Source organism: Kribbella sp. NPDC051718 (assembly GCF_040681515.1).
GTDB lineage: Bacteria > Actinomycetota > Actinomycetes > Propionibacteriales > Kribbellaceae > Kribbella.
The window spans coordinates 348,171-369,397 of record NZ_JBFAYZ010000001.1; the positions used below are offsets into that span (position 1 = coordinate 348,171).

A 21,227-nucleotide genomic window follows, 5' to 3' on the forward strand; every position below is an offset into this window, starting at 1 on the left:
GCGTGACCGCGGTGTATGCGGTCAGCGACATTCACGGCCATCCGGACAAACTTGTCGCGGCGCTCCAGGAGGCCGGGCTGATCGACGCCGAGGGCAACTGGTCTGACCAGGACGTCCGGCTGTGGTTCCTGGGCGACTTCTTCGACCGCGGTCCGGACGGCGTCGGCGTACTGGCGCTGGTCCGCCGGCTGGTGGCGCAGGCCGAGGCTGGGCAGGGCGAGGTGCGGGTGCTGCTCGGCAACCACGAGATCCTGGCGCTCGGGATGCGGAAGTTCGGCGACACGTTCGTACCGCACGAGGGCATCACGTCGCGCAGCTTCGAGCGCAGCTGGGCGCTGAACGGCGGCCAGGACCGCGACCAGGAGCTGCTCACCGACGACGACGTGGCCTGGCTGCTCGACCGGCCGATGCTCGGGCTGGACGCCGATCACCTGCTGATGCACTCCGACACCGAGGAGTACCTCGCCTGGGGTGACTCGATCGACGAGATCAACGCGAACGTCCGGACCGAGCTGCACAGCGACGAGATCACCATCTGGTGGGAGATCTGGCGCCGGATGACGTCGCGGTACGCGTTCCGCGGCGAGGCCGGCCCGGTGATCGCGGCCGAACTGCTCGACCGGCTCGGCGGCCGCCGGATCGTGCACGGGCACAGCATCGTGGCCGACCAGCTCGGCATCGACCCGGCGTACCTGACCGGTCCGCTGCTGTACGCCGACGGGCTGGCACTCGGCATCGACGGCGGTACCTTCGACGGCGGGCCCTGCCTGGTCGTCAAACTGCTGCCGATCTGACGGAATGCCCCGGCGCCAGGGGTGGTTGACGCTTGAAGTAGATGCCGCACGCCCTTTGGAGCTGAGCCATGTCTGACAAGCCGGTCAAGATTCCTGGTCCCGACCACCCCATCACGGTCCAGAAGAACCCGGACCGCGTGGTCGTGAAGGTTGCCGGTCAGGTGATCGCGGACAGCCGTGACGCGCTGTCGCTGCAGGAGGCCAACTACCCGGCCGCGCAGTACATCCCGCGCAAGGACGTCGACATGACGCTCCTCCAGCGGACCGACAACGAGACCTACTGCCCGTACAAGGGCGACGCCAACTACTTCAGCATCGTCCCCGGTGGCGAGCAGGGCGTGAACGCCGTCTGGACCTACGAGCAGCCGTACGACGCGGTGGCGGACATCCGCGACCACGTCGCCTTCTACCCCGACCGCGTCTCGATCGAGATCATCGCGGACTGAGAAACTCTGCGAGTACCGGCGCAAGCACCTCCGCCGGTACTACGTGATGCTGGCCGTCGAGCTCGACGAGCCTCCCGTTCGGCAGCGCCTTGGCGACGGAACGCGCCGCCTCGGTCATGAACGGGGGACTCGCCGAGCCGGCGACGACCAGCGTCGGCTGCTGGATGGTCTCGAGCAGGCTGACCGGCACGATGCCACCCTTCGCGGGGTGGTCCATGACGGCGAAGTCGTAGGCGAGCGTGTGCGCGACTTCGGCCATGCCGGGTGTCTTCGCGTATTCGGTCGCAGCCTCCGACGGCATGCCCGCCATCGTGAGGAAGGTGGCGACGGCGTCGATTCTGCGGTCTTGCGCGAGCAGGCGTAGTACTGCCGCGCCGTCCTCATCGGACTGCTTTTGCGACTCCTCGTCGTCCGGTCCGTACGGCGGCTCGTGCAGCACGACCCGGGTGATCGGGAGGCTACTGGCGGCCATCGCGACGAGCGCAGCGCCTGACGAGTGCCCGTAGACGGCTGCGCTTCCACCGACCGCGTCTATGAGCGCTTGAAGGTCCTGGATCTCGCGGGCGACGGAGTACGGGCTGGTGTCGGTGCTGTCGCCGCGGCCTCGGCGGTCGTACGTGATGACGGTGAACTCCGGCGCCAGCGCTTCGGCGTACGGTTGCATGCCGCTGCGAGTGGAGAGTGCTCCGTTGACCAGGATCACCGGCGTACCGGAGCCGGATCGGTCGTAGGCCATCGTCGTACCGTCTGCTGAGCGTGTGGTGTCCATGCCGGTGACGTCGGAGCGGCCTGGCGGTCCTCGACATATTTGGTTGCTGGTGAGCCCGGCGGCCTGCTTCACTGCGCGGTGATGAGCTATCTCTCGAGAGTCGACGACTACCTGCACGCCGCCCCGCTGTCCGGTGCCGAGGCGCTGGATGTCGGGCCGTTCACCTTGTTCCGGTCCACGACCATCTGGCCGTACTACGCTCGCCCGGTCCCAGGGTCGGGTGCGACCGTCACCGCCGCCGACCTCGAAGAGCTGCGGGCTCGGTGTGCCGAACTCGGGTTGCCGTTCAACCTCGAGTGGGTGGTCGAGACCTGTCCCTCGCTCGGTCCGGCAGCTGCTGAGGCCGGGCTGGAGGTGACCGAGTACCCACTGCTCGTGCTCGAACGGGCCGACTTCACCCCGCTGACCACCTCGCTGAAATGCGAGATCCTGCCGGCCACCCCCGACCTGCTGCGGCAGGCCCGCGCGGTGGCCGATGTGGGCTTCGGCACGCCTGGTACGGCGATCGGCGAGGGCGGGATCGAGGCGCGGGACGCCAGCGCAGCCGAATCCACGGACGAGAAGATTGCGGCCCTCGTCGAGCGGGCCGAGGCTGGCCTGTCCATCACAGCCGGCGTCTACGGCGACCAGGGGATCGTCGCGTCCGGCATCCACCAGCCCGTCGGCGACGCCAGCGAGATCGTCGGCGTGGCCACCCTCCCGGCGATGCGTCGCCAGGGTCTGGGCGCCGCGGTCACCAGCTGCCTGGTCGAGCATGCCTTCGCCAACGGTGTGGAGCTGGTCCTGCTCTCCGCCGGCAGCGACGCGATCGCGGCGGTCTACGAGCGAGTCGGCTTCCGCCGGATCGGCCATGCGGGCGCCGCCGAGCCTGCTGAACCTGCTGAATAGCGACAAGAGTTGAGCCGGGAATCGTTCGGGTTGGGGTAATGGGCATACCGTTGGAGGGATGAGCAACACCGAGCGGACCCGCCCCCGTACCCTCGCCGAGGCACTGCGCGGCTGGGACGACCTTGCCCTCGGGCAGCTGCTCCGGCACCGGCCTGACCTGGCGACCCCGATTCCGGCCGACACCGGCCAGCTCGCGGCCCGGGCGACTACCAACGCCTCCGCCGCCCGCGCGATCAACCGGCTCGACGAGTTCAGCGTCGATCTGCTGGAGGCGCTGTCAGCGCTCACCGAGCCGGTGGACGTCGAGGCGCTGGCCAAGGGCGTCGACCAGCCGGTCGAGGTGGTTCAGCCGCGGGTGACCGAGCTGCTCGCACTCGCGCTGGTCTGGGGTACCGAGGACGACCTGCGCCCGATCAGGGCCGTGCACGAGCTCCTCGGGCCGACACCGGCCGGGCTCGGACCGCTCACGACCCGGCACTTCGGCGATCTCGACCAGCTGATCGAGGACGCCGGCCCGGAAGCCCGCGAGGTGCTCGACAAGCTCACCTGGGGTCCGCCCACCGGCACGGTCGAGAAGGCCGAGCGCCCGGTGACGATCGCGTCTGCCCGGTCTCCGATCGAGCAACTGCTGGCGCGCGGGCTCGTAGTACCGAAGGACGCGACCACTGTCGTGCTGCCGCGGCAGATCGGCCTGCATCTGCGCGGTGGTCGGGTGCTGGCCTCCACTCGGCCCACGCCTCCCCCGCTGGACGGCAAGCCGGTATCGAACGCCATAGCCGACCGTGCCGCGGCTGGAGCCGCACTGGATCTCGTACGCCAGGTGGACCGCACACTTGAGCAACTAGCCACAGAACCTCCGCCTGTACTCCGTACCGGTGGCATCGGCGTCCGTGAGCTCCGCACCCTCGCCACCAAGATCGGCGCCGAGGAGCAGACCGCTGGAGCCGTCCTGGAGGTCGCGTACTCCGCAGGGCTGGTCGCGGCCGTTGAGGTCGGCAACAGCGAGATGTGGTTGCCCACTGGCGCCTACGACGACTGGCTGGAGCTCGATACCGCGCACCGCTGGGCCGTGCTGGTCCACGCCTGGTTCACCGGGCTGCGGGCAATCGGACTCATCGGTCGACGGGACAGCGGCGGTGCGACGGCTGCTGCTCGCGAGCGGCTGGTGAATGCGCTGGCGCCGGATCTGGAGCGGTTGCTGGCGCCGGAGATCCGGCTGCTCACATTGCGGGCACTGTCGGAGGCTGCCTCAGGTACTGCGCCTGCTGTCGAGTCCGTGGTCACCTGGGTCGCGTGGCATCGGCCGCGGCGTGGTGGGCAGTTCCGGGATGACCTGGTCGAGTGGACCATCACCGAGGCGGCTCTGCTCGGGCTCACTGGGCTGGGCACGCTTGCCTCGCACTCTGCGGTGCTGCTGAGGGATGAGCCGACTACTGATGAGCTGGCAGCTGCTATCCAGCCGCTGGTGCCTGAGCCTGTGTCTGAGGTGCTGCTGCAGGCTGATCTGACCGCTGTCGCGCCGGGGCCGCTTGTGCGCGAAGTACAGGATGAGTTGGCTTCCATGGCCGACATGGAGTCGCATGGTGGCGGTGGGGTCTATCGCTTCAGTGAGAGCTCGGTGCGGCGGGCCTTCGATCTCGGGAAGACCAGCGATCAGCTGCACAAGTGGTTGGCTGAGCACTCGCGGACTCCTGTGCCGCAGCCGTTGACGTATTTGATCGACGATGTGGCGCGGCGGCATGGTGTGCTGCGGATCGGCGCTGCCTCGACGTACTTGCGGTGTGATGACGAGAACGTGCTGACTGGGCTGTTGAGCGCCAACCTGCCTGGTATCCGCTTCCGGCGGCTGGCGCCCACTGTGGTCGTGTCGCCGTCGGCGCCTGATCTGGTGCTGGCTCGGTTGCGGGATGCGGGGCTGGCGCCGCTGGGTGAGACCTTCGATGGCGTCGTGCACGTGACGACGGCTGGGCATCGGCGGGGTGAGCCGCCTCGTCGGCGTACCAGCCGGGACTTCGCCGACAACGCGATGGAGCTGACCGAGGACCAGGTGAAGGCGGTCATCGAGAAGGTCCGGTCGGGTGATCGGGTCGCGGCCGAGCGGCCGGCTGAGCACACGTCGGGCGATACGACGGCGCCTGCTGAGACGATCAGCGTGCTCAGTGAGGCGGCTGAGGCGCATACGCGGACCTGGATCTCGTACGTCGACCACAACGGGACGCCGGCGGAACGGATCGTGGAGCCGGTGCGGGTCGCGGATGGGTGGCTTACGGCGTACGACGAAGATGCCGATCAGCCGCGGACCTATGCGCTGCACCGGATCGCGAACGCGCGGCCGGTCGAGAAGTAGGTCAGGCGCGGGCTCGCAGCATGCGGGTCAGCAGGTCGGTCTTCTCCAGTAGGTTGGCGCGGACCACCGGCTCGGCGTCCGCAGCCAGTGCCTGGATCTTCGGGGCGAAGGTGTTGTCGACCCCGAAGACTGGGATGAGGACCCGGGTGTAGGTCGTCGCGGCCATCTGTCCCCAGTTGCTGATCTCGGGGACCAGTTCGAGGAACTTCGCGGCAAACGGCTTCAACAGCTCGTCCTGCCCCGGGCTCCAGAAGGCAGCTGTCACCTGATGCAGCGAGCCGAGCGGCACGTCCTGCTCATTCACCAACCGGTCCCAGACCGCCTGCTTCTCGCCCTGCTCAGGTATCGCCGCACGAACCGTCAGCTCGCTGACCCAGGCTTCAGGATCTTGGTCCCTGGCCAGCAGAGCCTTCACCTCGGCGGTGGTATCAGCTTTGAGCTGAGCCTTGCGGACCAGAGCTCGCCATTGCAGGTCTACGTCGTCGCCCGCTTCACTCTGAAGCCATCCAACGCTGTCCAGGTCCGCCGCAGTCCTGGCAAACCCCCGAAGCGCCACCTTGCGAACCCGCGGGTTGCCGGCCAGAGCGCGGCAGGTAGCAGCCACCTCAGCCGCCAACTCATCCCGCACCGTCTCCGAACTCCATAGCAACGCGCCATCGACAGCCCGATTGAGATGCGGCTCCACCAGCGACTCGGACGTCTCCACCCTCACCACACCGGTCAAACAACGCACCGCTTCAGCCGCCGTAGCCTCACCGGTGATCAACATGTCCCACGCCGTCGCAATCGCCACGGCCCGCGAAATCGGAGTAGGCAACCCAGCCGCATCCCCGAAGAAGCTGCCCCGGGTCTTCACATCCGGCCGCGTCGACGCAAAGGTCAGGTCATCGTCATTGACAAGGAAAAAGTCAGCCCCAGCAGGTAGTTCAAGCCGAGTACGCCGCCCAACCACCTCAACCTCAACCAACGCAACCCGCTCAAGCGCCTCGGGTCGGCGGCGGTAGGCGCCTACGGCGAGGATCTGTGGGCGGGGTTCGCCGTGGGGGCCCTCGGCAACCAATGTCCAGCCGGTGTCGTCCTGTTCCAGGGTCAGGCGGTCGGTGCCGGACTCGTCCAGCCAGCCGGCGCTCCAGCGTTGGAGGTCGCGGTCGGTTTCGCCGGCGATGGCGGTGATCAGGTCCTCCAGGGTGGCGTTGGACCAGGCGTGCTTGGCGAAGTACTTGGTTAAGCCTTTGGAGAAAGGGGTTTCGCCTACGTACGTCATCAGTTGCTGGAGGACCGACGCGCCTTTGGGGTACGTGATGGCGTCGAAGGTGGCGGCGCCTTCGGCTACATCGTTGACGGGCTGGCGGATCGGATGCGTGGTGGGGCCTTGGTCGACCAGGTAGGCCTTGAGTTTTTCGCCGGCCAGGTGCGCGGCCCACGCATCGGAGTACGAAGTCACACGGACTGCGGCCCAGTTGCTGGCGAACTCGGCGAACGCCTCGTTCAGCCACAGATCGTCCCACCAGCGCATCGTGACGATGTTCCCGAACCACTGGTGTGCAAGCTCATGGAGGAGATAGCGCGAGAAGAGATCCCACTCGGCCTTGGTCGGCGTACTGCGCCGCAGGAACCAGTCCATCCACGTGATGCAGCCGTAGTTCTCCATCGCACCCGCGAATTCGGGCGCAAAGACCTGGTCGTACTTCCGCTGCGGGAACGCCATCCCGAAGACCTCGGCGAAGAACTCATGCCCTTGCGTGGTGAGCGTGAAGAGCTCATCGGCGTCGCGATCCAGAATCGGCGCCAGCGACTGCCGCGCGAACAGCCCGAGGTCATGCCCGGCACCTTCGCGACGCAACTCGTAGTACGGGCCGGCGTTGATCACCAGGTTGTACGTCGACAGCGGCGGCGTCGGCGGAAAGACCCACCGCCGTCCGCCCTCGACCGTCTCGATCTGCGGGTCGCCGCTGTTGGTCAGCACGAGCCAATCGGCCGGCGCGGTGACCGTGAAGGCATGCGGCGCCTTGAGGTCGGGCTGGTCGAAACAAGCCCACACGTAGCGGGTGACCTCCGGGGGCAGGTCGGTCCAGAAGTAGACCCGTCCATCCGCCGGATCGACCGCCTTGCGGAGTCCCTGCGCCGCCGTGCTGTCGGCGATCACGGTCGTCACTTCGAGCACGTTGTCCGCGGCCAGCCCGGTCAGCGCGATCCGCCCGTCGACGGCGGCCAGCAACGTGACGCCGTTGAGGACGGCGCTCTCGATCTCCGCGACGCAGTCGGCGAAGGTGGTCGCGCCCGGCTCGTGGCAGCTGAACGCGATTGTCGACGTACAGACCACCCGCGTGCCGGTGGGCAGGTCGGTGAGGTCGACGGCGACGTCGTACCGCTGGATGGTCAGTAGCCGGGCGCGTTCCTCGGCTTCGGCGCGCGTCAGACTCAGGACGGCCATCCCCGCACCTTCCCACGAACCGGTTTCCAGGGACATCGAATTATCCGGAACCCGCGCGGAGGCCAACTGCACGATCAGCTACCTTCCTCGAACAGGTGTATGAGGCACCTGTCGTTCGACCCCTTATTCCCGCCCGAATTCGGAGTTCATCCGTGTCATCTTCCGTATCCCGTCGTGCCGTTTTGTTCGGAGCCTCGGCGACCGCCGCGGCCGTAGCGTCCCCCGGCCTGCTGTCGAGCGCGTCGGCGCAAGTCCCGCAGCAGAGCCCGATCAACATCCAGCCCCTTCACGCGGTGCACAGTCCTGAGCTGCCCGCAGTACAGATCCACTACCCCGCCACGCTGGACCTGTCGGTCCGGTACGAGAGCAAGGACAAGGGCCAGCCCGGCGGGTGTGAGTCGCGTACCGCCGAGGAGACCGTGCTCGCCGAGATCCCGGCCGGCGCGGCCTGGGTGACGCTCGGCGGGGTCCGGTACGACCTGGTCAACTTCCACTTCCACACGCTGTCCGAGCACCGGCTGGACGGCCGGCACTTCCCGTTGGAGCAGCATTTCGTGCACTCCGGGCCGAACGGCGAGAAGCTCGTCATCGGACTGTTCATCACGACCGGCGGGACCGGCGGCACCCTGCAGGACAAGGTGCTCACCAATGTGCCGTTCGAGTGCGGGGAGGAGATCCACCTCCAGCACCTCAACCTGGCGACCGCGTTGCCGACCGACCTGTCCACGTTCCGGTACGACGGTTCGCTGACCACCTCGCCGTACACCGAGCACGTGTCCTGGCTGGTCCTGAAGAGCCACCGGGCGATCCTGCCTGCGTCGCTGCACCACTTCCAGACCCGCTTCCCGTCCGGGGACAGCCGCCCGGTCCACCCGCTCAACGGCCGCACGGTCAAGTACCGCCCGCAGCACTGAGAACTGCGGCATCGGCTACCTTTCAGCCGTGCCGCAGAGCCCGATCAACATCCACAGCATCCATGCGGTGAACAACCCGGGCGTGCCGGCCCTACGGGTCCACTACCCGTCCGCACTCGACCTGTCGCTCCGGTATGAAGGCAGCGGCAGGACAGTGCTCGCCCCGATCCCGGCCGGTGCGGCCTGGGTGACGCTGGGCGGGGTCCGGTACGACCTGGTCAACTTCCACTTCCACACCTTCTCCGAGCACCGGCTGGACGGCCGGCAGTTCCCGCTGGAGCAGCATTTCGTGCACAGCGGGCCGGGTGGTGAGGCGCTCGTCATCGCGCTGTTCCTGACCTCCGGCGGCAAGGGCGGGACCGTCCAGGACCAAGTACTCGCCGTAGTGCCGGAGGAGGGTGGGCCGGACGTGTACGTCCCACAAGCCGCCCTGGCGGCCAGCTTGCCGGATGACCTCTCGACCTTCCGGTACGAGGGCTCACTGACCACCCCGCCGTACAGCGAGCCGGTGTCCTGGCTGATCCTCAGGAGCCACCGGTCGATCCAGGCGGCGTCGCTGCACAACCTCCGTCTTCGTTTCCCAGCCGGTGACAGCCGGATGATGCAGCCGCTGAACGGCCGCACGGTCCACTACCGCGATCAGAGCACCTGAGCCGGCTCCGGCCCAGCGGAGTCAGCTCAACGGGCTGCGACCAGAGCGGCCGTAGCCAGGCCGAGGAGGACGACCGCCAGCGCCGAGTCCGCTAGGCGGCCATTTGCCAGCACGAGGCACAATGGAGGGTCGGGTGGAGTGTTCCACCTGTTGCTGGTGACGGGAGAAGCTGTAGTGACTGACGGGCCGTTGATTGTTCAGTCCGACAAGACGTTGTTGCTGGAGACCGCCCACCCGGAGGCGACCGACTGCCGGAAGGCGATCGCACCCTTCGCAGAGCTGGAGCGGGCGCCCGAGCACGTGCACACCTATCGGCTGACGCCGCTGGGGTTGTGGAACGCCCGGGCGGCCGGACACGACGCCGAGCAGGTGATCGACGTACTGCTGCGCTACAGCCGGTACCCGGTCCCCCACTCGCTCCTGGTCGACATCGCGGAGACATTGGATCGGTACGGGCGGCTCCGGCTGGAGAAGCACCCGCAGCACGGGCTGGTCCTCGTCACGACGGACCGGCCGGTGCTGGAGGAGGTACTCCGCTCGGCCAAGATCAAGCCGATGATCGGCGCTCGGATCGACGACGACACCGTCATGGTGCATCCGTCCGAGCGTGGGCACCTCAAGCAGACGCTGCTGAAGATCGGCTGGCCGGCCGAGGACCTCGCCGGGTACGTCGACGGCGAGGCGCACAAGATTGACCTGGTCAAAGATGGCTGGGACCTCCGTCCGTACCAGCAGCAGGCGACCGACGCGTTCTGGCACGGCGGTTCCGGGGTCGTCGTGCTGCCCTGTGGCGCCGGCAAGACGATCGTCGGCGCGGCCGCGATGGCGCAGGCGTCGGCGACCACGCTGATCCTGGTGACCAACACGGTGTCGGCGCGGCAGTGGAAGGACGAGCTGCTCAAGCGGACGACGCTGACCGAGGACGAGATCGGCGAGTACTCCGGTGCCCGCAAGGAGATCCGGCCGGTGACGATCGCGACGTACCAGGTGATGACGACCCGGCGGAAGGGCGTCTACACGCACCTGGAGCTGCTCGACGCCCGCGACTGGGGCCTGATCGTGTACGACGAGGTGCATCTGCTCCCCGCCCCCATCTTCCGGATGACCGCCGACCTGCAGACCCGCCGCCGGATCGGCCTGACCGCGACCCTCGTCCGTGAGGACGGCCGCGAAGGCGACGTCTTCTCGCTGATCGGCCCGAAGCGCTACGACGCCCCTTGGAAGGACATCGAAGCGCAGGGCTGGATCGCCCCCGCGGACTGCGTCGAGGTCCGGGTAGACCTGGAACAAACCGAACGCTTCGTCTACGCCACCGCCGAGCCCGAAGACCGCTACCGCCTGGCCGCCTCCACCCCGGCGAAGTCCCGCCTGGTCCGCCAGATCGCCGACCACCACAAAGGCGAGCCGATGCTGGTGATCGGCCAGTACATCGACCAACTGGACGAACTAGGCGAACGCCTGGAATGCCCAGTAATCAAAGGCGAAACCACGGTCAAGGAACGCCAGCGCCTCTTCCAAGCCTTCCGCACCGGCGAAATCGACCGCCTGGTAGTCAGCAAGGTAGCCAACTTCTCCATCGACCTCCCCGAAGCCTCGGTAGCCGTCCAGGTCTCCGGCACCTTCGGCTCCCGCCAGGAAGAAGCCCAACGCCTGGGCCGAGTCCTCCGCCCCAAAACCGACGGCCGCACAGCCCGCTTCTACTCCATCGTCGCCCGCGACACAGTAGACGCAGAATTCGCCGCCCACCGCCAACGCTTCCTAGCCGAACAAGGCTACGCCTACACAATCGTCGACGCCGAAAACCTCTTCGCCTAGTCCAGAAGATCGTCGCAAAGGATCAAAGGGCAGGGGACTCGTTTGAGGTAAGGGCCTGCGGAGCGGTTGGCTTGAGCTGCGTCGTGGGCGGGTGGCTAGGAGGATGCCTAGGAGGGTCATTCGCCGAGCCTGGTGTGGATGCCGATGAAGTGGGACTTCATTGAGTGGGCGAAGGATTCGGGGTCGCCGGACTTGAGGGTGGTGAGGAGGTCCCGGTGCCAAGAGGCGGCGTCGGAGGGGGTGTAGCGGGGGCCGGGGAGGCGGGGGTCCACGTCGGCGAAGGTGCGCCAGAAGACGCTGAGGAAGTCGATGATGAGGGCGTTGCCCAGGGGTTTGTAGAGGGCTTCGTGGAAGGCCCAGTCCTCGGTGGGGAAGTATTCGCCGGCGGACGCTTTGGACTCCATGGCGGAGACCAGGGCTTCCAGATGAGAGACGCCGGTGGTGGAGAAGTGGGCGACGACCTCCGACGCGAGGCCTACCTCCAGAGCCTGGCGGACTTCCAGGACGTTGCGGACGTCGCGTAGGTCGCCGGCCATCGACTGGGACATGCGGAAGGCCAGGCCGTCCTCGAGGGATTGCAGGGTCACCTGGCCTACGTAGGTGCCGTGGCCGTGGCGGATTTCGATGATGCCTACTGCTTGCAGGGCCTTGATTGCCTCGCGGAGCGGGTGGCGGCCGACGCCTAGCTGGACCATCAGCTCTTGTTCGTTGGGCAGCGGGTCGCCCGCTTGCAGGCCGCGTTCGAGGATGAACGACTTCATCTGATCGCGGATGAAGGACTGGTTCACGCAGTCACCGTAACCCGGCCTGGTCCAGCAACTCGCCAACCCGACTGATCTCATCCGCGTCGAGCGGGATCGACGGGTACGCCGTCAGCGGGCAAGCGATCACCCCGAGCAGGTACAGCGCGGCCTTGAAGGCACCGAGCGCTGCCGAGCTCAACCCCATCCGCCCCCGGTCCGCCACCTCGACGATCTCGAACAACCGGAACAACCGGTCCTGCTCCCTCCGAGCACCCGAAGCGTCCCCGGCAGCCACAGCGTCGAAGATCCGTACGTACCCAGCCGGATCCACATTGCCCAACCCCGGTACGACCCCGTCGACGCCAAACGAAAGCGCCGAGTCAACGGTCAGCTCCGACCCGGTCATCACCGCAAAGTCAGCCAGCCCGGCATCAGCCCGATCGAGCACCAGCCGCCGCAGACTCGTCTCCTGTCCGCTCGAGTCCTTCACCCCGGCCAGCACGCCTTGCCGGCCGAGCTCGATCAGCAAGCCCGCTGGCAGCTTGATCCCAGCCAAGCGAGACGGGATGTCATACGCATAAAGCGGTGTCGACCCAGCAACCGACGCCAGCCGGACGAAGTGCCGCTCGATCTCCGCTGGATGCGTCGCCGCGTAAAAGGGGGCCGTGGCAACAATCCCGTCCACCCCGGCCTTCAGGGCCGCCGACACATACGCCCCCGCCCGCGCCGTCGACGTATCGATCGCCCCAGCCAGTACCGGCACCTGGCCGGCCACCTCCGAGACCACCGTCTCCATCACCGTCTGCCGCTGCTCGTCGGTCAGGAACGTCCCCTCACCCGAAGTACCGAGGACGAACACGCCCCGCACCCCGCCCTCGAGTTGATGCGCGACCAGCGAGGCGAGCGACGCAGTGTCGACGTCGTACTCCGCGGTCAGCGGCGTGACGAGCGGCGGCACAACCCCGGTGAGCTTCTGGGCGGTGGTGGTCACAAAGATCTCCAATCGAAGCTTGCGAACCGCAGAGTGGCGAAGGACGACGTCTCCCCCGCCTCGTACAAGATCCCGGCCCGCCCGCCAGGCAGCGCGACGAGATCGGAGTACCCGGACATCCCCGGATGGACCACAACCCCCGGCCGCCAACTCACGCCCGAGTCGTCGCTGACGAAAACGGTCAGCTCACGCCGCACCGAAGGATCCACCGGCGTGGACATCAACAACCGATCGCCGACCCGCAACACACTCCCCTGGATCCCCGGCGCCATCACACCGGCGATCCCCTCGTACGGCGCATCCAGCGTGCGCCCACCATCCGACGACCACGCATGCACCCGCGCCGCCCCCGTCCCACGATGGTTACGCGCGTTGAAGTAGAGCCGCCCATCACCGAGCTCCACCACAGTCGTCTCGTTCGCATTGATCTCATCGCCGTCGTTCCGATCGACGAACCCGCAAGACCACGTGACCCCACCGTCATCGCTGAAGATGCAGTGCCCACCGTCGACCTGCTCAGGCACGAAGGAATGATTGGCCGGTACGACGAGCCGCCCGCCGGCCAGTGCGATCCCATGACACGGCCCGGTCGCATACCAACCCCAGTCCGCGGCCTTCACCGACGCCGTGATCTCCACCGGCGCAGTCCAGGTCAAACCCTCATCACCACTGCGCTGCACGAAAACCCGACGCCCAACCTCAGCATCCAGACCGCGAGCAACCGAGAGCTCGTCCGCGTCGGCCCCGTTCTGGCAGGTGACCAGTACAACGTCGCCGCTCGCCGGGTCGACCACCGGCACCGGGTTCCCACAGGTCTTCCCGGCAACCGAAGAAACTACCTGTTCCGGCGCCCACGTCCGACCTCCATCCACCGACCGACGTAGGACGACCTCGATCTCCCCCGCATCCGCCGCCGAATGCCGCCGACCCTCGCAGAACGCCAGTAACGCCTCCCCAGCAGCGATTACAGCCGGAGTCCGATACGTGTGATGGCGCCCACCACCCGGCTCGAAGACGATTGAAGGATCGCCGACTCTTGAAGACATAGGACGTACTATGTCACTGTGAGGCCGCAGTCACAATCGCTCCCCTGAAGTGAGGCCTCATGCAGCTCAGCAGACGAACGTTCCTCGGTGGCGGCCTGGCCGCGGCGGCGGTCGCGGTCACCGGCACCCCGCTGATCAGCGGCTGCGCGGCCGGCAAGAAGAACCAGGCGGCCGCCAACCTCGCCGTCAAACTCCCCACCTTCACGCGCTTCACCGGCGTCAAACCCGACCTGCCCGGCACGGACCTGGTGCTCGACGGCTTCCTCAAGTACCCGGCCGACCCCCTGAAGACGATCACCGACAAGCCGGGCGACGGCCGGCCGATCACGTTCCTGACCAACATCCCCGGCGCGATCCCACCGGCACTGGACAAGAACGCCTTCTGGCAGGCGCTGAACGAGCGGCTCGGCTCGGAGCTGCAGATCAGCATGGCGTCGAACGACGAGTACAAGGACAAGTTCGCCACCCGGATCGCCGGCGGCGACCTGCCCGACCTGCTCAACATCCCGGTCGACACCGTGCAGATCCCCGGCCTGGTGAAGGCCAAGTGCATGGATCTCACCGAGCACCTTTCCGGCGACGCGATCGCGAAGTACCCGTTCCTGGCGAACATCCCGAGCGAGTACTGGAAAGGCTGCGTCTTCAACGGCGGCATCTACGGCGTACCGGTCCCGCGTGGAATGTCCCGGACGTCACTACCTCTGTATCGAGCGGATCTCCTCGCTGCCAAGGGCATCAAGGACCCCGCGCCGAAGAACTTCCAGGAGTTCTTCGACCTGGCCAAGGAGATGACCGCGGCCAAGCAGAACAAGTGGGCCTGGACCCGGGTGCCACTGTCGACCATCCGGCAGATGCTCGCAGTGCCCAACGTCTGGAAGGAGGACGGCGGCAAGTTCACCTCGATGTACGAACACGAGGCGCAGGCCGAGGCGCTGGAGGCCGGCCGGAAGATGGTCGCCGCCGGGGTGATCAACCCGGACGCGTTCAACGACAAGGCGACCGCACGCAAGCAGTGGTTCAACGGCGGTACGGCCGCGTTCGACTACGACAGCTTCGTCGCCTGGAACCAGTACTACGCCGACAACTCGGCCGGCGACGCGTTCTCGGTGAACATGCTCGACGTCCCCGGCTTCGACGGTGGCCTGGGCGCGCCCTGGATGGGGTCGGCGCTGAACAACCTCACCGCGTTCAGCAAGAGCAGCAAGCACTCCGTCGAGACGCTGCTCAAGGTCGCCAACTGGATGGCGGCGCCGTTCGGCACGGAGGAGTACCTGTTCCGCAAGTACGGTCTCGAGGGCCGCCACTACGCGCTCACCGGCACCGATCCGGTACCGACCAAGCTCGGCTCGGTCGAGACGGGGATCGGCCTGCAGTACATCAGCGACTCCACGTTGGCGCTCTACTGGGCGGGCAAGCCGGACGTACCGCAGAAGCAGCACGCGATCCAGGCGAAGGTCGCGTCGCGGCTCACCTACGACGCGTCGTACGGGCTGTACTCCGACACCCAGTCGAAGAAGCAGACGCAACTCGCCAAGACGCTGACCGACCTGGAGAACCAGATCGTCCAGGGCAAGAAGCCGGTGACGGACTGGAGCACGGCGGTCAAGACCTGGAGGTCCGCCGGCGGCGACGCGATGCGCACCGAGCTGGAGCAGGCCTTCGCCGACGCGGCAGGCCGCTAGATGCTCCAAAAGCTCAGACGCGATCGGGTGCTGTTGCTGTTCGCCTTGCCCGGTACGGCGTTGATCGTTGCCTTCCACTACGTACCGCTGCTCGGCAACGTGATCGCCTTCAAGGACTACCAGCCGTTCCTCGGCATCGGCAGCAGCGAATGGGCCGGCTGGCAGAACTTCTCGGTCATCTTCACCGGCGACCCGGCCTTCCTCGACGCCCTGAGGAACACCCTGATCCTGACCAGCCTGCAATCCGTCTTCGTGTTCCCCGCACCGATCGCCCTGGCCCTGCTGCTGAACTCACTGTTCTCCGAGCGCATCAAGCGGATCGCGCAGAGCATCCTGTATCTCCCGCACTTCATGTCCTGGGTGATCGTCGTCGCCCTGTTCCAGCAGATGCTCGGCGGCAGCGGCCTGCTGAACAACTACCTGAGATCCCACGACCTGGCGACCCTCGACATCATCGGCAACTCCGAGCTCTTCCACGTCCTGCTGACCTCGCAGATCATCTGGAAGGACACGGGCTGGGCGACGATCCTGTTCCTGGCGGCGCTCTCGCAGATCGACTCGCAGCTCTACGAGGCGGCGAGCGTCGACGGCGCGAGCCGGCTGAAACAGCTCTGGCACGTCACCATGCCCGGCCTGCGCGGCATCATCATCCTGCTCTTCATCCTGCGGCTGGGCGATTCGCTGACCGTCGGCTTCGAGCAGATCATCCTGCAGCAGGCCGCGGTGGGCCGCGACGTCAGCGAAGTACTGGACACCTACGTCTACAACAACGGCGTGATCGGCGGCGCCTGGGGCGTGGCCGCGGCGGTCGGCCTGGTGAAGGGCATCGTCGGCGTCGTCCTGGTCTTGGCCGCCAACAAGGTCGCACACATCTTCGGAGAGCAAGGGGTGTACAGCAGATGAGCCGGCGGATCGTCAACGGCGTGGAGTTGCCGTCCTGGCCGATGCGAGGGTTCAAGGGGGCGGTGTTGCTGGTGTTCTGTGCGGCGGTGATCGTGCCGTTCGTGGCGGTGATCTCGACCAGCATCGCGCCGAACAAGCAGGTCAACGAGTCGGGTGGCCTGGTGCTGTTCCCGCATTCGGTGGACTTCGGGGCGTACCGGACGTTGTTCTCCGGTGGCGTGGTCACCCAGGCACTGTTCGTGAGCGTTTTCGTCACGGTGATCGGTACGCTGCTCAGCCTCACGGTCTCCGCCCTGCTGGCGTACTCGCTGGCCCGGCCGGGCTTCACCGCCGGACGGCCGATCCTGCTCGTCGTGCTGTTCAGCATGCTCTTCTCGCCCGGCATCATCCCGACGTACCTGGTGGTGAAGGGGGCCGGGCTGCTGGACAGCCTCTGGGCGCTGATCGTGCCGACGATGGTGAGCGCGTTCAACGTGATCGTGCTGCGGGCGTTCTTCGCGAATCTGCCGGGCGAGCTGACCGAGAGCGCCCGGATCGACGGGGCCGGTGAGCTGAAGACGTTCGGCTACATCGTGCTGCCGCTGTCGAAGGCTGTGCTCTCGGTGATCGGCCTGTTCTACGCAGTGAGCTACTGGAACGCGTTCTTCTCCGCGCTGCTGTACCTGAACGACAGCAAGCTGTGGCCGTTGCAACTGGTACTACGCACGTACGTCATCAACGACACCCAACTGGGCAGCGCCGAGCTCGGCACCGAGCGGCTGCCGCCCCAGGCGTCGATCCAGATGGCGATCCTGGTGGTCTCGATCGTGCCGATCCTGCTGGTCTATCCGTTCCTGCAGCGGCATTTCGCCAAGGGCGTACTGACCGGCGCGGTGAAGGGCTGACCGAAAAGGAATGGACCAGGCCCGCCCCGGGTTGCGTAATAGAAGGCAGACAACCGGGGATTGGGGGGTGACGGCACGGTCACGAAGCGTGTCTCGGGGGTTGCCCAGGGCAACATCAGGGTTCAGCCTGGGTCATTCTCGAGGCTCTGACCGGTACCGTCGAGGCGTATGGGGACACACGCACTGGAGCAGGTGGAGCTGGCTGGTGAGCGGGGGCGCGCCCCATCGGGGGCTGCGCCGGTCGTGTGGCGGGTGGTGCGGGAAGCAGTCCTGCTGGCCACCATGTTCGGGATCTACACGGCCGGCCGGCAGTTCGCCGGCAAGCACACCGGATCGGCCCGCGGCCACGCCCGCGACGTACTGGCGTGGCAGAACTGGCTGCATCTGCCCAATGAGGCAACGCTGCAGCACGCGGCCCTGCAGGTCCCCCATCTGGTCGAGGGAGCAAACCTGTACTACGCCTCGGTGCACGCGCCACTCACCGGCGCGGTACTGATCTGGCTGAGCATCTGGCGGCCCCAGGCCTACTCCAACGTGCGCTGGACGATCGTCGCGCTGACCGGGCTGGCCCTGGTCGGTCACATCCTGTTCCCGCTCGCGCCGCCGCGGATGATGCCGGGATTCGTCGACACCGGCCTGCTGTACGGCCAGTCGGTGTACGGCCCCGACGCCTCCGGCGGGGTGGCGAACCAGTTCGCCGCGATGCCGAGCCTGCACGTCGGCTGGGCCGCCCTGATCGCATTGTCGATGATCCTGATCACCAAGACCAAGTGGCGCTGGCTGTGGCTGCTGCACCCGATCATCACCTTCGCCGTGGTGGTCATGACAGCGAACCACTACTGGCTCGACGGCATCGTCGCGCTGATCCTGCTGGGTGTCACGCTGCCGCTGCTGCTCAGGCCCGGACTGCACGCCGACCGGCCTGTCGTGGATAAATCAGTCGCTCCGGAGCTGGCGCTCAAGTAACGTGACGGGGCTTCCCTGACCCTCGACCGCTGTGCGGAGGTCCCTGCATGCCCCCCGACGACCCCATCCTTCAGGCCGAGAAGACCTACCTCAGCACGTCCCGCGCCGCGCTCGCGGTGATGCGCGAGAAGACCGGATCGCTGGAGATCGCCAGCGCCGACCCGGTCAACACCGAGTTCCTCAAGGCCGCGATCTGGCGGCGGATGAAGGAGCTCGAGGACGACCCCGACGTACCGCTGTTCTTCGGCCGGCTGGACTACCTCGAACCGGCCGAGGAGACCTTCCACATCGGCCGCCGGCACGTGAACGACGAGGCCGGCGAACCGCTTGTGGTGGACTGGCGGGCAGACATCTCGGTGCCGTTCTACCGGGCCAGCAAGACCGACCCGCTGGGCGTCGGGATCCGCCGCCGGTTCGGCTTCACGCACGGCGAGATGACCGCCTTCGAGGACGAGGACCTGACCAGCTCGGCCGTTCCCGAGCAGCACAGCGACATCCTGGACGCGGAGATCGAGCGGCCCCGTTCCGGCCCGATGCGCGACATCGTTGCCACCATCCAACCCGAGCAGGACATCATCGTCCGCGCGGGCGTCGAGGACACCATCTGCGTCCAGGGCGCGCCGGGCACCGGGAAGACGGCCGTCGGGCTGCACCGGGCGGCGTACCTGCTCTATGCGTACCGGGACCAGCTCAGCCGGTCCGGGGTCCTGGTGGTCGGCCCGAACGCGAGCTTCCTGCGGTACATCGGCGATGTACTCCCCGCGCTGGGCGAGATCGAGGCCAAGCAGACGACGGTCGAGGAGATGGTCGCCCGGGTCAAGGTCTCCGGGCCCGGTCCGGCCGCGCTGGACGTGCTCAAGGGAGATGCGCGGCTGGCGGAAGTACTGCATCGGGCGGTCTGGTCTCAGGTCCAGCTGCCCAAGGAACCCTTAGTAGTCCCTAGGGGATCTCACCGATGGCGAGTGGCGGCGTACCAGGCTGAGGAGCTCGTCAACGAGCTACGGACCCGCGGAGTCCGGTACGGCGCCGGCCGGGCCATGCTGCCGCAGCGACTCGCGCATGCCGTCCTACTGCGGATGGAAGCGGCCGGTGACTCCCCCGACGACCGCGTGCAGGACTCCGTGGCCCGGAGCCGCCCAGTGAAGCAGTACGCCGATGCGCTGTGGCCCGCGATCGACCCGGCCAAGCTGCTGTTCCAGCTGTTCACCGACGCCGAGCTACTGGCCGAACACGCGGCAGGGGTCCTCACCGAGGACGAGCAGGCGCTACTGCTCTGGGAGAAGGCTCCCCGTTCGGCAGGAGCCGCCAAGTGGTCGGTTGCGGACGCCACCCTCATCGACGAGATCGCTGACCTGGTCGACCGGACGCCCAGCCTGGGACACGTAGTACTGGACGAGGCGCAGGACCTGTCGGCGATGCAGCTCCGAGCGGTCGGGCGCAGGTGCTCGACCGGCTCGATGACTGTGCTCGGCGACATCGCCCAGGGCACGACCCCGTGGGCGACACCGTCCTGGGACGAGGCGCTCGGGCACCTGGGCAAGAGCGGCGCCCACACCGAGGAGCTGACCGCAGGCTTCCGCGTACCCGGCCAGGTGATCGAGTACGCCGCACGCCTCCTCCCGCAGATCGCGCCCCACCTGACGCCGCCTACCGCGGTACGACGGTCCCGCGGTGAGCTGGACATCACGCGGGTGCCCGACAGCATGGCCGCCGCCGTCGACACGGTCGGCCGCGTGATGGACCGGCCGGGCTCGATCGGGCTGATCGTTCCGGACGCCTTGGTCCCGGCGGCCCGGAAGGCTCTGGACGGCAAGGGGCTGAGCTACGCAGTACTGGGCGACGAGGACGACGTCGAGGCTCACGTGGACGTAGTACCGGCCGGTCTGGCTAAGGGTCTCGAGTTCGACCACGTAGTGCTGGTGGAGCCGGCCGGGATCGTCGCGGGCGAGGCGGACGAGCGGACCGGGTTGCGCCGCCTCTACGTCTGCCTGACGCGTGCGGTCACCTCGCTCGCCGTCCTGCACAGCGAGGACCTACCCGGGGTCTTGACGGCCTGATCGTAGGCTGGGTCTCGTGACTACTGACCTGGACGAGGCTGCTGTCGACTTCGGCCGGGTACGGCCCCGGCTGTTCGGGATCGCCTACCGGATGCTCGGCAGCGTCCAGGAGGCCGAGGACCTGGTCCAGGACGTGTGGGTCAAGTGGCAGGCCTACGACCGCAGTACGGTCCGGGAGCCGGCCGCGTTCCTGGCGACCACGACGACCCGGCTGGCGATCAACGCCAGCCAGTCGGCCCGGGCCCGGCGGGAGACGTACGTCGGGCCGTGGCTGCCCGAGCCGGTCGACACCAGCGCCGACCCGACGCTGGGCGCCGAGCGGGGTGAGGCGCTCGAGTTGGCCATGCTGGTGCTGCTGGAGAAGTTGTCGCCGACCCAGCGGGCGGCGTACATCCTGCGCGAGGCCTTCGACTACCCGTACGACCAGATCGCCGACATCGTCCAGTTGTCCGAGGCGAACGTCCGGCAGTTGGTCAGCCGGTCGCGCAAGCGGCTGGCCGAGGAGCGGCGCGAGCCGGTCGACAAGGACGAGCAGCGGAAGTTGCTGGCGGCCTTCATGGCCGCCGCCCAGGAGGGTGACCTGGCGACCCTGGTCGAGCTGCTCGCCAAGGATGCCGTGAGCTACTCCGACGGCGGCGGCATCGTCCGCGCCACCAAGGTGCAGCTGGTCGGCGGCGACGTCATCGCCAAGGTCACGGCCGCCTTCGCGGGCACCTTCTGGACCGGCTCGGACCTCACCTTCGCGGAGACCAACGGCGGCTGGTCCGCCGTGGCCTCCCGCGACGGCGAGGTCTTCGTGGTGATCAGCATCAGCGCCTCGGCCGACGGCATCGACGAGATCCAGTGGATGCTGAACCCGGAGAAGCTGGCCCACCTGTCCTTCAGCTAGCGACACG

18 protein-coding genes are annotated in these 21,227 nt (G+C 67.4%); 13 read left to right on the forward strand and 5 right to left on the reverse strand.

From position 1 onward, the window contains the following. Positions 1-2 precede the first annotated feature (2 nt). Together AB0M15_RS01655 and AB0M15_RS01660 are read left to right on the forward strand one after the other, a co-directional pair. Positions 3-794 (forward strand): metallophosphoesterase, encoded by a 792-nt coding sequence (locus tag AB0M15_RS01655; protein ID WP_363812851.1) that lies wholly within the window; start codon positions 3-5, stop codon positions 792-794. 68 nt (positions 795-862) lie between these two features. Further along, the gene (locus AB0M15_RS01660; RefSeq protein ID WP_363812853.1) at positions 863-1,240 is read left to right on the forward strand and encodes a DUF427 domain-containing protein; all 378 of its coding nucleotides are present in this window, start codon (positions 863-865) and stop codon (positions 1,238-1,240) included. On the opposite strand, the gene AB0M15_RS01665 is transcribed toward AB0M15_RS01660, so the two are convergent. Next, the gene (locus AB0M15_RS01665; RefSeq protein ID WP_363812855.1) at positions 1,227-2,009 is read right to left on the reverse strand and encodes an alpha/beta hydrolase; all 783 of its coding nucleotides are present in this window, start codon (positions 2,007-2,009) and stop codon (positions 1,227-1,229) included. The genes AB0M15_RS01660 and AB0M15_RS01665 overlap by 14 nt on opposite strands. Before the next feature lie 81 nt (positions 2,010-2,090). Here AB0M15_RS01665 and AB0M15_RS01670 point away from each other — a divergent pair, with 81 nt between their 5' ends. Together AB0M15_RS01670 and AB0M15_RS01675 are read left to right on the forward strand one after the other, a co-directional pair. Then, entirely contained in the window at positions 2,091-2,897 is an 807-nt protein-coding gene (locus AB0M15_RS01670) for a GNAT family N-acetyltransferase (RefSeq protein ID WP_363812857.1), read from the forward strand. A gap of 58 nt (positions 2,898-2,955) precedes the next feature. After that, complete coding sequence (locus AB0M15_RS01675) at positions 2,956-5,244, forward strand: helicase C-terminal domain-containing protein (protein WP_363812859.1); 2,289 nt, start codon at positions 2,956-2,958, stop codon at positions 5,242-5,244. A 1-nt stretch (position 5,245) separates the two neighbouring features. Here the strand turns inward: AB0M15_RS01675 and pepN are convergent, their stop codons facing one another. Next, positions 5,246-7,678: an aminopeptidase N gene (gene pepN / locus AB0M15_RS01680; protein ID WP_363812861.1), complete on the reverse strand. Its 2,433-nt coding sequence runs from the start codon at positions 7,676-7,678 to the stop codon at positions 5,246-5,248. Between the two features lie 152 nt (positions 7,679-7,830). Between pepN and AB0M15_RS01685 the strand changes: the two genes are divergently transcribed. The 3 genes from AB0M15_RS01685 to AB0M15_RS01695 all read left to right on the forward strand — a co-directional run bounded on the left by AB0M15_RS01685 (position 7,831) and on the right by AB0M15_RS01695 (position 11,059). After that, positions 7,831-8,592, forward strand: a complete 762-nt coding sequence (locus AB0M15_RS01685) for a carbonic anhydrase family protein (protein ID WP_363812863.1) — start codon at positions 7,831-7,833, stop codon at positions 8,590-8,592. A 28-nt stretch (positions 8,593-8,620) separates the two neighbouring features. Beyond that, the gene (locus tag AB0M15_RS01690) at positions 8,621-9,244 is read left to right on the forward strand and encodes a carbonic anhydrase family protein (protein WP_363812864.1); all 624 of its coding nucleotides are present in this window, start codon (positions 8,621-8,623) and stop codon (positions 9,242-9,244) included. A 174-nt stretch (positions 9,245-9,418) separates the two neighbouring features. Further along, complete coding sequence (locus tag AB0M15_RS01695) at positions 9,419-11,059, forward strand: DNA repair helicase XPB (protein ID WP_363812866.1); 1,641 nt, start codon at positions 9,419-9,421, stop codon at positions 11,057-11,059. Between the two features lie 116 nt (positions 11,060-11,175). Here the strand turns inward: AB0M15_RS01695 and AB0M15_RS01700 are convergent, their stop codons facing one another. Genes AB0M15_RS01700 through AB0M15_RS01710 form a run of 3 tightly spaced genes read right to left on the reverse strand, consistent with a single transcriptional unit; the run spans position 11,176 to position 13,839 of the window. Further along, complete coding sequence (locus tag AB0M15_RS01700) at positions 11,176-11,847, reverse strand: FCD domain-containing protein (RefSeq protein WP_363812868.1); 672 nt, start codon at positions 11,845-11,847, stop codon at positions 11,176-11,178. A gap of 4 nt (positions 11,848-11,851) precedes the next feature. Next, the gene (locus tag AB0M15_RS01705) at positions 11,852-12,793 is read right to left on the reverse strand and encodes a dihydrodipicolinate synthase family protein (protein ID WP_363812870.1); all 942 of its coding nucleotides are present in this window, start codon (positions 12,791-12,793) and stop codon (positions 11,852-11,854) included. After that, complete coding sequence (locus tag AB0M15_RS01710; protein ID WP_363812872.1) at positions 12,790-13,839, reverse strand: sialidase family protein; 1,050 nt, start codon at positions 13,837-13,839, stop codon at positions 12,790-12,792. Before AB0M15_RS01710 ends, AB0M15_RS01705 begins: the two co-directional genes overlap by 4 nt. Positions 13,840-13,898: 59 nt before the next feature. Here AB0M15_RS01710 and AB0M15_RS01715 point away from each other — a divergent pair, with 59 nt between their 5' ends. From AB0M15_RS01715 to AB0M15_RS01740, 6 genes are all read left to right on the forward strand, one after another. Then, a complete protein-coding gene (locus AB0M15_RS01715; protein ID WP_363812874.1) occupies positions 13,899-15,521 on the forward strand; it encodes an extracellular solute-binding protein in 1,623 nt (540 codons plus the stop codon). Further along, complete coding sequence (locus AB0M15_RS01720; protein ID WP_363812876.1) at positions 15,522-16,424, forward strand: ABC transporter permease subunit; 903 nt, start codon at positions 15,522-15,524, stop codon at positions 16,422-16,424. Further along, positions 16,421-17,308: a carbohydrate ABC transporter permease gene (locus AB0M15_RS01725; RefSeq protein WP_363812878.1), complete on the forward strand. Its 888-nt coding sequence runs from the start codon at positions 16,421-16,423 to the stop codon at positions 17,306-17,308. Before AB0M15_RS01720 ends, AB0M15_RS01725 begins: the two co-directional genes overlap by 4 nt. Positions 17,309-17,476: 168 nt before the next feature. After that, complete coding sequence (locus AB0M15_RS01730) at positions 17,477-18,274, forward strand: phosphatase PAP2 family protein (protein ID WP_363812880.1); 798 nt, start codon at positions 17,477-17,479, stop codon at positions 18,272-18,274. 47 nt (positions 18,275-18,321) lie between these two features. Further along, on the forward strand, positions 18,322-20,331 hold the full coding sequence (locus AB0M15_RS01735) for an AAA family ATPase (protein WP_363812882.1): 2,010 nt from the start codon (positions 18,322-18,324) through the stop codon (positions 20,329-20,331). A gap of 16 nt (positions 20,332-20,347) precedes the next feature. Then, positions 20,348-21,220 carry an RNA polymerase sigma-70 factor gene (locus AB0M15_RS01740; protein ID WP_363812884.1) on the forward strand — a complete coding sequence of 291 codons (873 nt, stop codon included), beginning with the start codon at positions 20,348-20,350 and terminating at the stop codon, positions 21,218-21,220. The last annotated feature ends 7 nt before the right edge of the window (positions 21,221-21,227 follow it).

Excerpts from the sequence above, each read along its gene's own strand:
- AB0M15_RS01730 (WP_363812880.1), top strand. The coding sequence starts at position 17,477 with ATGGGGACACACGCACTGGAGCAGGTGGAGCTGGCTGGTGAGCGGGGG.
- AB0M15_RS01665 (WP_363812855.1), bottom strand. The coding sequence starts at position 2,009 with ATGGACACCACACGCTCAGCAGACGGTACGACGATGGCCTACGACCGA.
- AB0M15_RS01715 (WP_363812874.1), top strand. The coding sequence starts at position 13,899 with ATGCAGCTCAGCAGACGAACGTTCCTCGGTGGCGGCCTGGCCGCGGCG.
- pepN (WP_363812861.1), bottom strand. The coding sequence starts at position 7,678 with ATGGCCGTCCTGAGTCTGACGCGCGCCGAAGCCGAGGAACGCGCCCGG.
- AB0M15_RS01660 (WP_363812853.1), top strand. The coding sequence starts at position 863 with ATGTCTGACAAGCCGGTCAAGATTCCTGGTCCCGACCACCCCATCACG.
- AB0M15_RS01735 (WP_363812882.1), top strand. The coding sequence starts at position 18,322 with ATGCCCCCCGACGACCCCATCCTTCAGGCCGAGAAGACCTACCTCAGC.
- AB0M15_RS01725 (WP_363812878.1), top strand. The coding sequence starts at position 16,421 with ATGAGCCGGCGGATCGTCAACGGCGTGGAGTTGCCGTCCTGGCCGATG.
- AB0M15_RS01670 (WP_363812857.1), top strand. The coding sequence starts at position 2,091 with ATGAGCTATCTCTCGAGAGTCGACGACTACCTGCACGCCGCCCCGCTG.
- AB0M15_RS01710 (WP_363812872.1), bottom strand. The coding sequence starts at position 13,839 with ATGTCTTCAAGAGTCGGCGATCCTTCAATCGTCTTCGAGCCGGGTGGT.
- AB0M15_RS01675 (WP_363812859.1), top strand. The coding sequence starts at position 2,956 with ATGAGCAACACCGAGCGGACCCGCCCCCGTACCCTCGCCGAGGCACTG.
- AB0M15_RS01720 (WP_363812876.1), top strand. The coding sequence starts at position 15,522 with ATGCTCCAAAAGCTCAGACGCGATCGGGTGCTGTTGCTGTTCGCCTTG.